Here is an 11867-nt window from a genome sequence, read left to right on the forward strand (position 1 = left end):
GACGTTCTTGACCCCGCTCACGCGCATGAAGGGGTCGACGACGAGCCGGCCATAGCGGTCGTGCTCCCCATCCAGCGCAGCGGCCAGCGGACTTGCTTTCATGCCGCCACACCACACCACGGTTCGCGCCGGAATGAACTCTGCCCGAGCTGAGCGTGATTCCGTCGCCGTTGACGGCGCTTGCCTTCACGGCAAGCCGGGTCTCGATCCCGAGCGCGGTGAGCGCCTCGTCGACGACCGGGCGCCCGGCCTCGCCGATCGCCGCCCCGAGCGTCGAATTCGGATCGACCAGGATGACGCGCGGAGCCGCAATGTTTGCCTTGGCAAGCTTGGCTGGCATCTCGGCGGCGACCTCAATGCCGGTAAAGCCCGCGCCGACGACGACCACGGTTGCGCGTTGCGGTGACGGTTCGAGGCGGCCGAGCGCGGCGAGATGATCGTTCAGGCGCACCGCCGCCGCATAGGTGTCGACGTCGAAACCGAAAGTCGAAAGGCCCTCGATCGGGGGACGCGCCAACTGGCTGCCGAGCGTCAGCACCAGGCGATCGTAGCTGAGGATTTCGCGGCCGCCATTGCTGTCTTGGCTCGCGGCGAGCGTGACCTGCTGTTTGACCGGATCGATCGCGCAAACCTCGGCCGTCATGTGACGGATGCCGACCGGATCGAGCAGGGAGGCCAACGGCAGGGCGACGTCGTCGAGATCGACTTCGTAGTTGCGAACGCGGATGTTGTGGTAGGGATTGCGGTCGACGACGAGGATTTCCACCTCGCCTTGCGGCACACCGAGCTCGTCGAGTTTGCGCGCGGCGCCGATTGCCGCCCACAAGCCGGCAAATCCGGCGCCAAGGACCAGGATGCGTCGCATGTTTTGCTCGCCGCCCGCGGAAGGTTCTGCATTTGACGCCAGGCGCAAGCGGGGCGTCAAGCCGGCCCGGCGCCGTTCAAGCCGGGTGACGCATCACGCATCGGGCTTCACCGGGTTCGGCTCGATCCGATAGGACGCCGGCAGGTTGACCGGCCGGTACGACGTCTGCGCCATCCGGTCGATCACCGATTGATGGATGATGGCGCCTTCGGGAATCGGCCGCGGTTCGCCGCGCGGCAGATAGAAGCCGAAAACGCACAGCCGCGATTTCCATTCCCGCCACTTTTTCCGCTTCGGCCACCACTCCAGAAGCCACCAGAACCTTTTGAGCGATTTGTGCAGCGGCGCGGTCGCGCTCGGCGGGACGTAATGATGGCTGCTGCCGGCGCGCGGCACACCCCAGCCAAGATGATCGACCATGTCGCGATCGATCCGAAGGCCGGCGCGCGCGGCCTCGCCGATCATCCACAGCAGCGGGAATTTCGAGGCGCCGCTTTCGTCTTCCGGGTAGCCGCCGCCGACATCGCCATGCACGCCGGAGAACCACACCTGGCGAACGTCCTGGTCGATCGCGCTTGCCGCGTCGAAAATATCGCGGCGATATTTTTGCGGCTCGATCCAGCGGTTGAGCCGGTACATCCGCCGCCGTTCGTCGATCGCGATTGCCTGACGGAATTTTTTCACGCTCGGGTTGGTGCGGGTATAGACCAGGGTTTGCAGGTCGAGCCGGAACTGATCCTGCCGCGGCACGATCACGGAGGCGACCGTATCCCACACCCCGATGAACTCGATCGGTACGTGATAGCCGCCGGCGACGCGGCTGAAATGCCAGGCTTCGTTCAGGAAGGACTTGTGCGCCTCGTCGCCCTCCTTGCGGTTGGCGCTGGCGTTCTTGTAGGCGGTGAGCGCGTAGGGCGCGAGATCGATCTGGTCCGGCGGCAACAGCCCGATCACCTGGATCAAGGCGGCGAGCACGCGCACCGTATAGGCGCCGCGGGAAAAGCCGAACAGCCAGACGCGGTCGTCTTCCTCGTAAGTCCGGCACAGGAAGCGATAGGCACCGAGGATGTCTTCGTCGAGGCCGGCGCCGGTCGCAAGGCCGCGAAGGGCGTAAGCCTGCTGCTTGAAACGCCCCCACGGGCTTTTCAGGCCGATGGTGCCGACGCCGGGGTGGTAATAGACCCGCTGGCCCGCGTCCTTCTGCAGGACGCGGTAAAGCTTGAGCACGTTGGAGATGGTGATGCCGATCTCGTTGCCGGTGCCATCGCAGCAAATCACGATGTCTTTCGGCATGGCGCCCCTCAACACCCGAAGCAGCGAAAAATTCCCGCGCATTCGCAAGACAAATTTCTAAGACGGGGCGCAGACGACATCAACCTGCAATTGAGGTATTCGCGAAATTACGGACGCGACCTTCTCCAAATGCTAAGTTGATCGCCTCACGCAAGAACAGCGCCGGCGGGTTAGAACCGGGCGCGAGCAGGGGAGGCTTCCATGAACAGGACTGCCGAAATTATCTCGATCATAGGAGTGACGATGGCTCTATCGACCGGCGCTGCGAGCGCGCAAACTTCGCCCGCATCGACGGCGCTTGACGCCAGCCTGAAGGGCGCCGTGGAACGCAAGGACATTCCCGGCGTGGTGGCGCTGGTCACCGACAAGAAGGGCGTGCTGTACGAAAGCGCCTTCGGCGTCGCCGATGTCGCAACCGGCCGCCCGTTGAAGACCGACGCGCTGTTTCGCATCGCCTCGATGACCAAGCCGGTTACGTCTGTGGCGTTGATGCAACTGGTCGAGCAGGGCAAGGTCTCGCTCGACGATCCAGCCGAAAAATATCTGCCCGAACTGAAGAATCCGAAGGTCATCACGTCGTTTGACGCCAAGACCGGCGATTACACGCTGCGCCCGGCATCGAGGCCTGCGACCGTCCGCGAGTTCCTGACCCACACGTCGGGTTTGGCCTATCCCTTCACCTCGGCGATCTGGCGCGATTTCAAGCCGAAGGCCGGCGAGACTTATGCCTTTGGCGGTCCGATGCTGTTCGATCCCGGCGAGCGCTGGCACTACTCGACCTCGACCGACGTCGTCGGCCGGCTGGTCGAGGTGATTTCGGGACAGAAGCTCGAAGATTACTTCCACGACCACATCTTCGTGCCGCTGAAGATGAACGACACGTCCTATAACGTGCCGGAGGCCAAGGGGCCGCGCCTGGTGGCGCAGCAGCAGCGCGACGGCGCCAACATGGACGGACCGGTGGTGCTGCAAATCCCGCCGCTGGTTGGGCTGACGATCGCCAACCCGATCGGCGGCGGCGGCCTGGCCTCGACCGCCGACGACTACGGCCGCTTCATGCGCATGATCCTCAACGAAGGCGAGCTCGACGGCGCGCGCGTGCTCAAGGCCGAGACGGTCAAGCTGATGGAGCAGAACCAGATCGGCGCCGTCTCGGTGCCGGCGCTGAAGGTCGCGATGCCCCGCAGTGCCGACTTCACCTTCATCGCCGACGGCCGCGACAAATGGGGGCTCGGCTTCCTCATTACCGTCGATCAGTTGCCCGGTATGCGCTCGCCGGGATCGCTGAGCTGGGGCGGCATCAACAACACCTACTTCTGGATCGACCCGGCGCGGGGTGTCGCCGGCACCATCATGATGCAATATCTGCCGTTCGCCGACCCGAAAGCGCTCGCCACCTACCGCGACTTCGAGCGCGGCGCCTATCAGCTCGTCAAGGCCGAGCGGTAGGCGCTTTGCCACGACGGCCGGCCGGCGTCATGCCGGCCGGTCAGAAGCCCTGACGGTTCAAAAACTGCAGGATCAGCGCGGCGATCTCGTCGTTCTTTTCGTCGAGCGCAAAATGCCCGGCATCGAGCAGGTGGATTTCCGCTTCCGGCACGTCGCGCTGATAGGCCTCGCCGCCGGCGCCGATGAACGACGGATCGTTCTTGCCCCAGACCACCAGCGTCGGCGGCTTGTGTTCGCGCAGCCAGGTCTGCCAGACCGGATAGGCGGCGACATTGGTGCGGTAATCGTAAAGCAGTTCGGCCTGGATCTCGCGCTGGCCGGGCCGGGACAGAAACGCGAATTCGTCGGTCCAGGTGTCGGGATTGTAGCGCTCCGGATGCGAGGTCCCGAGCGTGTGGCGCGCTTCGGTGGCGGCGAGCGAAACGAAGGTGTCGAACACTTGCGGATTCCCCGCGCGGTCGGACCAGTAATTGGCAATCGTCTTCCATTTAACGCCGAGCCCTTCCTGATACGCGTTCGCATTCGAGACGATCAGCGCCGCGACGCGCTTCGGCTGCGCCATCATGACGCGAAAACCGATCGGCCCGCCATAGTCATGAAGGAAGAAGGCGCATCTGTCGATCTTGAGTGCCTTGAGGAAATGATCGGTGGTCTCGGCGAGATGATCGAAGGTGTAGGCATAGTTCGCGGGCGGTGGCGCATCGCTGTGACCGAAGCCCGGAAAGTCCGGCGCGATGAGATGATAGCGCGTGGCGAGCAGGGGGATCAGCGTATCGAATTCGCGCGAGGACGACGGAAAGCCGTGCAGCAGCACGATCGTCTCGGCGTCCTTCGGGCCGGCCTCGCGGTAGAAGATGTTGACGCCATCGATGCTGACGCGGTGATAGGTCGTGGTGGTCGAGATCGATTCCATGGGCTTGGCTGATATAGCCGGGTCGGCCAGCAGCAGGGCGGCGGCCGCCGCGAGGATCGGTGTCTTCATCTGACGTCTCCCGGATGAAAGCTTTGTCATCCGGTAGCACGGCCACGCGGCGCGCAGCGTGCCGCTTTGCGCAATTGTCTATTTCACGCGTCCTGATTTCTGTTTGTTCTTACTTCTGCTCTTGCGGCGCGGGGGCGGGCTGCGGCGCCGTCTCGCGGCGATCGGGCGAGCTGGACTGGTCGCTGGCCTGCAGCCAGGTCGGCATGCGCACCAGCGAGTTGTCGAGGTGATTGATCAGCCAGACGCCGCCGAGCGCGATCACGCCGGCCAGCATCACATGCGGCAGCGTGCGCACGAGGACGCCGAGCAGTTCGGCGAAAGCGGCAAGGATCGCAGCGCCTGCGTAAAACAGTTCGCGGCCGACGCGAAAGAGCGCCCAGACCACGGCCGCCAGCACCAATATCAGCAGGATTTCCTTCCACAGCGGCCATTGCTGCCACGGCACGCTTGCCAGTCTTGCGATCTGGTCGACCGACCAGGTCCAGATCATCTCGACGAAGCGGAAGATCGCCGCGATACCCTCGTGCAGGAACTTCAGGAACTGATCGAAAACCTGTTTCATGGCGCTTCCTTTCGATCACCGCTTAACAAATGCGAGGAAGCAGCGGCGGTTCCCGGGAACTCTTCCGCGGCTTGGAACGTGAGCGGACGGCCGGGCGTTCGAAAGCGATGGATGCGCGATGCTTCGCGCTTTCCGGAATCTTTCAGAAAAGGATACGCCTCATGAGGTCGATATCGAGTAGCCTCGCGCTGGCGCTGGTACTAACCGCAGCGCCTGCACTTGCTCAAACCCAAACGACGAAGCCTGACGTTTCGTCGGCGCCGAGCGCGCAGAATTCCGGCGCCGGCATCGCCGGCCAGCCCGGCAACAAGAATGGTCCCGCCGCCAAGTCGACCGGCACCGTCGGTTCCGGCGCCACCACGCAAAATCCGACGGTTCAGCAACAGGACACTTCGAAAATTCAGGGGCAGCCGGGCAACAAGAGCGGCCCGCCCGCCAAGTAACCGGTCAGTAGCCGATATCGTCAGGCTATCGAGACGCGAACGCCGCAGTGGAACTCACCCGCTGCGGCGCGTTCGCGTCGGGAAAAGATATCGCATGCGCCGGATCAATTGCCTTTGATCCGACAAATTAGCGGCAGTAATTCTCTCGTAAACTTCGTCCGCTAAGCGAACGCCAAGTTTCGCAGGATGAACAGAATTGCTGGGAGGACATCATGGAAAACGCTCAACGCTGCCGGGCCATCGCGCTGCTCTGTCGCCAACAAGCGAGCATCCATCCGCAGGATAGCTGGAAATGGCTGGCGCAGGCCGAGCGCTGGGAACACCTGGCGGAAGCGCGGATGGTGCTGAAGGCGGAAGCGCCCAAAGCCACCAAGACGCTGGAGCACGACAGCGCCGCCGCGTAGAACGACCGCGTAGAACTACGGAAGCGCCATGTCATCATTTCTTCAGAATCGGCTGCTAGCTTCGCGAGTGAATTGATCGTCCGCCGGATGTACGCGGACGGTTAGCGAGCCCCGGCATTTTCGATGCTGGGGTTTTTCGTCTTTGGCGCCACGTTTGACCTGCATGCACGGCGAGGGACGCCATTGCGCACGATGGCAAGGCTTCACAGGTCCAAGGCGTCACAGGTGCAAGGCTCCACAGCGACAAGGCTTCGCTTGGATAAGGCTTCACACGGATAAGGCCAGGGAGCCGGACTCGATCAGGTCAGGACCATTGCGATAACGCTGGCAAGCAAAACCAGGAATCCCAAAGTAACCGTCGCCATAAAGCTGCGCTCGACGCCATCCATGCGTTCCATGGCCCCAACTCCCCATACACCCGATGATGGAAGTTTGCGGGAAAACTTGGCAGCCGTCTTTAACCCATGTGATTCTTAAGCGGGGAAGTTCGTTTTCTTGCCTCAGTGTCGCCAGCAATCGCCGCAGCGAGCGCAAGTCATTAGCCCACCAGCCAGCAGGCGATGTCGTAGGCACACAGGCCGAGAGCGCAGGACCAGACAACAGCGAGCAGCCCGCCAACCGCAAGGGCAGTCGCTGGCGCGATCGCAACGAGCCGGGTTGGACGATCGTCGGCAACGGCCGTCTGAAGTCTGCTGACTGTGTGCATGATGCCCCCGCGCGGATGTCCTATCCCGCGGGAAGCGAACTCGGTCAGGCGCCGGCGGTTCCAAACTTTCTCAGAGCGAAGTCGGACGATCCGCGGTTCGCTGTCTGCCGGGCGGTCGCGTTATTGCTCCTCCCACGACTGCTCACCGCACCGGCAGCGATAGAGGCGAACGGTGCGCCCGCTGGTGCTGTCGAGCAGAGTCTGAGCCTGCTTCGGCAGCCGCCCGCATTGGCGGCACTTCAACTCTGCGGGCTTCGGCGGTTCGATGAGCGGCTTGTCCATCCAGCCAAGTAAGCGGATCAGCAAGCTCGATGATATTCCGTACAACTACGCGGTCGCGCCGAGGCGATTGGGACAAGTTAGCGAACTAAGCAATTTGAGTAGTTTTTCGCGCCAACAAAACGATTCGCCATCGCTCATTGGAAAATCTAGGATTGCCATCACATTGAAGCCGCGGCGGCTCCAGTGATGAGGGGCGATACTTGCCGATCACTCGTCTGATGGAGGATGATAATTTCACGCCGGAGCAACGGCACATCCTCGAATTGGCTTTCAACGACATCCTGCGCAGGCTCGGTCTGGTTGCCCGCAACGATCCTATTTGTGATCTCGTGGCGGAGCGGATGATCGACATTCACAAGCGCGGCGTCACCGATGCCGTGGCGCTGGCGCAGATTACGCTCCGGGAAATCGGCGTCCTGGAATAGGCGGGAGAAAGGCCTACGTCGTGGCGCGCCGATGCCGCAGAGCGCGCGGGTAGTGAGCACATCGGGTTCGTGGCAGGGGCTCTTTCAAAAGCTAAGCCCGGCCGCGGCTTGCCAATCCCCATTCGATCAGCCAATGCTGAGATTTGGCCGGCCTAGATCGGCGTTCGCAAAACTGCGCACCGAGACGGGCGCGAATGTCACCGGTCGGGGCCGGTATTTGAGGGGGTGAGCGTGAAACGGCTGGCTTTCCTGGTGTTGCTGCTGGTCGCCTCGGCTCACGCTGCGGTGGCGGACGAATTTGCCAACGTCAAATGCGGCGGCGACATTCCCAAGGCGATGATCGGTCAGCGCGCCTCGAACGGCACGGTGATGGCGACCGAGAAGAAATACCAGGCGCTCGGCCTCAAGGATCTCGGCGGCGACACGCTGTCCGATCGCCTGTCCTCGGTCACCTGGCAGATCTGCGGCGCCGAATATATCGTTCTGGTGGAGCGCGGCGGGATGGTCCGGGACGTGCTCGCATTCCCCGCCCATTCGAAGATCTCGCCGGCATTTTCCGGCGTCTGCCAGTACAACGGCAAGGAATTGCCCGGCCTCTACGTTGCGGTTCTGGATGCCTTGAAGCACGGCGATCTGTTGCCGGTGCGGTTCGCCTGGAAGATCGACGAGCCGCGCGCCAAATTCGTGCCGGTGCCGGCCGAAGGGCTGACTTGCCCGCGCAGCGGCATTTCGACCGCCGACGGCGGGCGCTGAAACGGTGAAAATCTCTTGCCGCCTTTTTGACGTTGTTCGACCATAGGCGTTGCGGCCATCAGCGGATAAGACGCCGGCGGCGATCGCGGTGCCGGTTTTTCAGGGGCGAGGGGACGAGGGGACCAAGGCGACATGTCATTGATAATGAATTTTCTGAACCGGCCGGCGCTCGTGCTCGGCGGGTTGGGTCTCATGCTCGGTTCGGGATTTCTGCTGGGACCGTCGGCGCTCGCCCAGAACATCGATGAAGGCAAGAACGCGCCGCAACTTTTTGCCGGCAGCTGCGTGACCTGTCACAAGAGCCCGAACAATCTCGCCAGGGGCCGCATGACACCGACGCTGTTACTGTTCCTGCAGGATCACTACACCACCTCGACCAGCGCGGCCTGGGCGCTGTCGTCCTATCTGGCCTCGGTCGATACCAGCGGGCGATCGAAGGGCGCGAAATCGTCGTCGACCAAGAAGCGCAATCCCCGTCCGCCGGCGGCGGTGCCGAACTGACGCTGCCTTGATGGGCGCGCGGACATCGGCAGAAACAATTTTCGACACTTGAAAATAGTGGATCGCGATAGGCTGCAGCCGATCCTCTTGTGTCCTCCTATGCCCCTGCAAGCGGATCAAGCCGGCTCCAGTTTTTCCATCGCTGGGGCCGGTTTCGTTTTGGGGGACCGGAATCGTGAATTGAATGAAGCAGCCACGCATCCGCGTGGCGTGTCTTGCGCTCAGCCCGTTATCGGAAGACGTGATGGCCGGAAGAACTAGCCCGGGTCGGCCTGCGCAGCGATGGTCTCGGCGACCTGCTTCAGGCTCGGGACCACGGCGATGTGGGTGAACTGGCCGTCGTTGAAGGCCTTCAGGAAGCGGTCGTAGTCCTTGACCGAGATGCAGCCGTTGGAGTCGCCGTTCGGGCCGAGCATGAAGCTGTGCACCAGTAGGCCTGAACGCCCGTTGATGTCGCTGCCGTCGGCGACCGTCATGCGCAGCGCGGCGACGCCGTGGAATTCCTTTTCACGCGGCTTGAGCGAATACACCGCCGGCGGCGTCGCCCCCTGCATCCGCACGTCGACATGGTCGGGATCGTCGCGGTACGCGCCCATGCCGGAATGCGCCTCGAACACGGTGCCGTTCGGCAGGTAAACCGCATGCGCCTTGAGATCGTAGACCGCGGTGGCGCCGTCATAGCCGAAGGCCGAAAGGTCCGGGCCCTTGCCGAACAGATTGGGACCGGTCGAGAGCATCGCCGTCCGGCTCGGCGTCATCATGTCCGTGAGCTTCTGCATCAGCGAGCGCTCGGCCGGCCGGTTCGGCGGCGCGGCGGCGAGCGCCAGCGCCTGGCTGGAGACTTGTACGGCCTGGTCGGCGGCGGTCGGACGGGACCGTGGCAGCGGAATACCCGATGTGGTGGCGTTCGCCGTCACGGTCGGGACAACCGGGGGCGGGGCGCCGATTGCCGGCAAGGGAAGCTGCGTGGCGTCTTGGTCGCTGATGCTGGCGCGGAAGTCCGCCGGCATCCAGCGCGAGGCCAGCGCTTCGCGCGCCGTCGTCGCCGTGGTGTCCGGCTCGGCTCGCGCCATGATGTAACGCTTGAAGGGCTGCAGCGCGGCGCTCTCGGCATTCCTCGCCGACAGGAAGAAGCGGTCGGCAAAGCTGGCGCGATCGGAATCGCCGGGCAGCGCGGCAGAGGCCAGCGTCGAGACGCCGGAATTGGTCACGAAGGCCGCAACGCTGAGCGACAGGCCGACTGCGGCCAGAATCAACAGCGCCGTCGCGCCGCGCCGCGAACGCGGCCGGCTGGCGCGGGCGGCCTGGGCCTGCGCGCGCTGCGCCGCCATTGGGCTTAAGGAATTGGGGCTTCGCGAATGCGGGCTGAGCGCGTTGGGGTTCGGCGAATCAGTGCCGCGCGAATCGGGTGCAAGTGGTCGCGCGCGTTGCGGCTTGGGGGCTTGCTGTTTGGGGCCTTGCGATTTGACGTTGATCGGGTAGGCGCTCGCGCCTTCGCTGCCTGCGGGGCGATAGCCCACAGGCCTTGCGGCTGCAGGCCGCGGGCCCACAGCTTTGCGGCCCCGATGGTCGGAGCCCGCAATTTCACCTCGACGAGGTCGCAACCGAATCCCCCAAGGATCAGGCGAGAAGACGTAAGTAGGTTCTAAAACTAAGGCATATTCGAGACGATTGATAGTCGTTCGTGATGGTATAGAAGCCTGGGCTTGGGGTAAATCGGCCAGTCGATGGAGACGTGTGAATGAGACTTGGTGGTATCCTGGCGATCCTTTGCGCCCTTTTCCCGGCTCTGGCGGCCGCCGAGGAGGCGCCCAAGCGCCCCGAACCGGCGCCCGCGCCGGCCGCCCGGCGCTGGCCCAACCCGGCCGATGTGGTGGCGCCCGGTGTGCTGCGGCAGGACCTGTTCGACCGCCGCAACCCGGCCAACTGGCGCCACGACTACCCGGCGCCCCCCGCCCAGAGCGGGCAATACTGAGGTTTTCTTGAACCGGACCGGCCCCGGCTTTCGACCGGCGCGGATAGCGTCGCCCGCCTAACGCAGGGACGCCGTTACCACAAAGGACTCCTGAGGAAAGGTCAGCCTGCCATGGCTCAGCATCGCGCGATCGAGGCGCGAGGCGGTGTCGTCTGCGATCGACACGATCAAGCGTTCGCGCTCGGTCGCGGCCTTGTCCTTCAAAAGCCCGGCCATCGGTGTCGCGGTGAGCTGAAAGCGCACATAGTCGAGTGTCGAGGGGAAGGTGATTGGCTTGGCGACCGTCAACACCTCGACAGCGTCGAAGCCGGCCTGTTTCGCCCAGACGCCGACCTCCTGCGCCTCGCAGCTGAGGTGTTCGGAGCGCTTGGTTCGCGATGACTCCGTCCCGAGATGCTGGTCGAGCGCCTGCACGAAGGCCTGCGCGGCCGGCGTTCGCTCGATCGCGCTGTACACGCTCAGTCCGGCGCGGCCGCCCGGTTTGAGGACACGCACCATTTGCGCAAGCGCAGCCTGTTTGTCCGGGAAGAATTGCAGCCCAAGCTGACAAAGCACGACGTCGAAACTGTTCGCTTCGAATGGCAGGTCGAGCGCACTGCCCTCGATCCATTCCACCGCGTCGGACTTCGCGCGGGCCACCGCGAGCATCGCCGCGTTCAGGTCGATGCCGACGAGCCGGCCGGTATGTCCGCGCTGGGCGGCCAGCCGCGCCACGACGCCGGTGCCGCAGGCGACATCAAGCAGGCTTTCGCCATTGCGCGGCGCAATCCGGTCGAGCAGATCGGTGGCCCACACCGACGTGATCGCCGGAACCAGGTAGCGCTCGTATAGCTCCGGCGCGCTCGCATCCATCTGCCAATGTTCTTGCACCGACATGACTTTCCCCCGAGAGCCGTATTGGTCGATGCTGGCCGGGCCCGCGATAAACCGCAAGGGGCCAAAAATCGCGGGTCAGGGGTGCGCGGACAGGAAAACGCCGCCGGGGGCGAACTCGCGTCCCGGCGGCGGCTGTTGTAGGTCTGGCTGATTCGCTGCGCCGCGTTAGCGGCCGCGCTTGTCGTTCATGCGGTCGCCCGGCGACATTTCCGATGCGCCCTTCGTCGACCGGCTGGACGAGCCGACCGTGCCCTTGTCGTGCATGCGATCGCCCGGGCTATATTCGGAGGCGCCGCGGCCTTCGTTCGATTTCGAATTCTGCATTTCGTGGCCGGGGCTATATTGCGACGC

The 11867-nt window shown here is 63.8% G+C and carries 14 protein-coding genes and 1 pseudogene; 7 read left to right on the forward strand and 8 right to left on the reverse strand.

Annotated features, from left to right (window positions below):
- Both VFL62_RS16455 and VFL62_RS16460 read right to left on the reverse strand, forming a co-directional pair.
- Positions 1–865: NAD(P)/FAD-dependent oxidoreductase (locus VFL62_RS16455; RefSeq protein ID WP_325173441.1), on the reverse strand; the 865-nt coding region annotated here is incomplete at its 3' end.
- 93 nt (positions 866–958) lie between these two features.
- Positions 959–2158: a DUF2235 domain-containing protein gene (locus VFL62_RS16460; RefSeq protein ID WP_325173442.1), complete on the reverse strand. Its 1200-nt coding sequence runs from the start codon at positions 2156–2158 to the stop codon at positions 959–961.
- 201 nt (positions 2159–2359) lie between these two features.
- Here VFL62_RS16460 and VFL62_RS16465 point away from each other — a divergent pair, with 201 nt between their 5' ends.
- On the forward strand, positions 2360–3607 hold the full coding sequence (locus VFL62_RS16465; protein ID WP_325173443.1) for a serine hydrolase domain-containing protein: 1248 nt from the start codon (positions 2360–2362) through the stop codon (positions 3605–3607).
- Between the two features lie 40 nt (positions 3608–3647).
- On the opposite strand, the gene VFL62_RS16470 is transcribed toward VFL62_RS16465, so the two are convergent.
- Together VFL62_RS16470 and VFL62_RS16475 are read right to left on the reverse strand one after the other, a co-directional pair.
- Positions 3648–4589, reverse strand: a complete 942-nt coding sequence (locus VFL62_RS16470) for an alpha/beta hydrolase (protein WP_325173444.1) — start codon at positions 4587–4589, stop codon at positions 3648–3650.
- Positions 4590–4698: 109 nt separating this feature from the next.
- On the reverse strand, positions 4699–5151 hold the full coding sequence (locus VFL62_RS16475; protein WP_325173445.1) for a hypothetical protein: 453 nt from the start codon (positions 5149–5151) through the stop codon (positions 4699–4701).
- Between the two features lie 161 nt (positions 5152–5312).
- Here VFL62_RS16475 and VFL62_RS16480 point away from each other — a divergent pair, with 161 nt between their 5' ends.
- The gene (locus VFL62_RS16480) at positions 5313–5594 is read left to right on the forward strand and encodes a hypothetical protein (protein WP_325173446.1); all 282 of its coding nucleotides are present in this window, start codon (positions 5313–5315) and stop codon (positions 5592–5594) included.
- Positions 5595–5806: 212 nt separating this feature from the next.
- Complete coding sequence (locus VFL62_RS16485; RefSeq protein WP_325173447.1) at positions 5807–5998, forward strand: hypothetical protein; 192 nt, start codon at positions 5807–5809, stop codon at positions 5996–5998.
- A gap of 538 nt (positions 5999–6536) precedes the next feature.
- Here VFL62_RS16485 and VFL62_RS16490 read toward each other — a convergent pair.
- Positions 6537–6704: a hypothetical protein gene (locus VFL62_RS16490; RefSeq protein WP_325173448.1), complete on the reverse strand. Its 168-nt coding sequence runs from the start codon at positions 6702–6704 to the stop codon at positions 6537–6539.
- Between the two features lie 482 nt (positions 6705–7186).
- Here VFL62_RS16490 and VFL62_RS16495 point away from each other — a divergent pair, with 482 nt between their 5' ends.
- From VFL62_RS16495 to VFL62_RS16505, 3 genes are all read left to right on the forward strand, one after another.
- The gene (locus VFL62_RS16495; protein WP_325173449.1) at positions 7187–7411 is read left to right on the forward strand and encodes a hypothetical protein; all 225 of its coding nucleotides are present in this window, start codon (positions 7187–7189) and stop codon (positions 7409–7411) included.
- A 231-nt stretch (positions 7412–7642) separates the two neighbouring features.
- On the forward strand, positions 7643–8164 hold the full coding sequence (locus VFL62_RS16500; protein WP_325173450.1) for a hypothetical protein: 522 nt from the start codon (positions 7643–7645) through the stop codon (positions 8162–8164).
- Between the two features lie 132 nt (positions 8165–8296).
- Positions 8297–8665: a cytochrome C gene (locus tag VFL62_RS16505; protein WP_325173451.1), complete on the forward strand. Its 369-nt coding sequence runs from the start codon at positions 8297–8299 to the stop codon at positions 8663–8665.
- A gap of 257 nt (positions 8666–8922) precedes the next feature.
- Here VFL62_RS16505 and VFL62_RS16510 read toward each other — a convergent pair whose 3' ends face one another.
- Positions 8923–9996 (reverse strand): DUF2778 domain-containing protein, encoded by a 1074-nt coding sequence (locus tag VFL62_RS16510; protein WP_325173452.1) that lies wholly within the window; start codon positions 9994–9996, stop codon positions 8923–8925.
- A 410-nt stretch (positions 9997–10406) separates the two neighbouring features.
- On the opposite strand from VFL62_RS16510, the gene VFL62_RS16515 reads away from it, so the two are divergent.
- Complete coding sequence (locus VFL62_RS16515; protein ID WP_325173453.1) at positions 10407–10640, forward strand: hypothetical protein; 234 nt, start codon at positions 10407–10409, stop codon at positions 10638–10640.
- A gap of 57 nt (positions 10641–10697) precedes the next feature.
- Here the strand turns inward: VFL62_RS16515 and VFL62_RS16520 are convergent, their stop codons facing one another.
- Entirely contained in the window at positions 10698–11516 is an 819-nt protein-coding gene (locus tag VFL62_RS16520) for a class I SAM-dependent methyltransferase (RefSeq protein WP_325173454.1), read from the reverse strand.
- 165 nt (positions 11517–11681) lie between these two features.
- Positions 11682–11867: pseudogene (locus VFL62_RS16525) on the reverse strand (hypothetical protein); the annotation flags it as partial.

Source organism: Bradyrhizobium sp. (assembly GCF_035701725.1).
Classification (GTDB): Bacteria; Pseudomonadota; Alphaproteobacteria; order Rhizobiales; family Xanthobacteraceae; genus Bradyrhizobium.

Bases quoted from the DNA above. Each gene is read 5' to 3' on its own strand.
- VFL62_RS16460 (WP_325173442.1), bottom strand. From the start codon at position 2,158: ATGCCGAAAGACATCGTGATTTGCTGCGATGGCACCGGCAACGAGATC.
- VFL62_RS16465 (WP_325173443.1), top strand. From the start codon at position 2,360: ATGAACAGGACTGCCGAAATTATCTCGATCATAGGAGTGACGATGGCT.
- VFL62_RS16470 (WP_325173444.1), bottom strand. From the start codon at position 4,589: ATGAAGACACCGATCCTCGCGGCGGCCGCCGCCCTGCTGCTGGCCGAC.
- VFL62_RS16475 (WP_325173445.1), bottom strand. From the start codon at position 5,151: ATGAAACAGGTTTTCGATCAGTTCCTGAAGTTCCTGCACGAGGGTATC.
- VFL62_RS16480 (WP_325173446.1), top strand. From the start codon at position 5,313: ATGAGGTCGATATCGAGTAGCCTCGCGCTGGCGCTGGTACTAACCGCA.
- VFL62_RS16485 (WP_325173447.1), top strand. From the start codon at position 5,807: ATGGAAAACGCTCAACGCTGCCGGGCCATCGCGCTGCTCTGTCGCCAA.
- VFL62_RS16490 (WP_325173448.1), bottom strand. From the start codon at position 6,704: ATGCACACAGTCAGCAGACTTCAGACGGCCGTTGCCGACGATCGTCCA.
- VFL62_RS16505 (WP_325173451.1), top strand. From the start codon at position 8,297: ATGTCATTGATAATGAATTTTCTGAACCGGCCGGCGCTCGTGCTCGGC.
- VFL62_RS16510 (WP_325173452.1), bottom strand. From the start codon at position 9,996: ATGGCGGCGCAGCGCGCGCAGGCCCAGGCCGCCCGCGCCAGCCGGCCG.
- VFL62_RS16515 (WP_325173453.1), top strand. From the start codon at position 10,407: ATGAGACTTGGTGGTATCCTGGCGATCCTTTGCGCCCTTTTCCCGGCT.
- VFL62_RS16520 (WP_325173454.1), bottom strand. From the start codon at position 11,516: ATGTCGGTGCAAGAACATTGGCAGATGGATGCGAGCGCGCCGGAGCTA.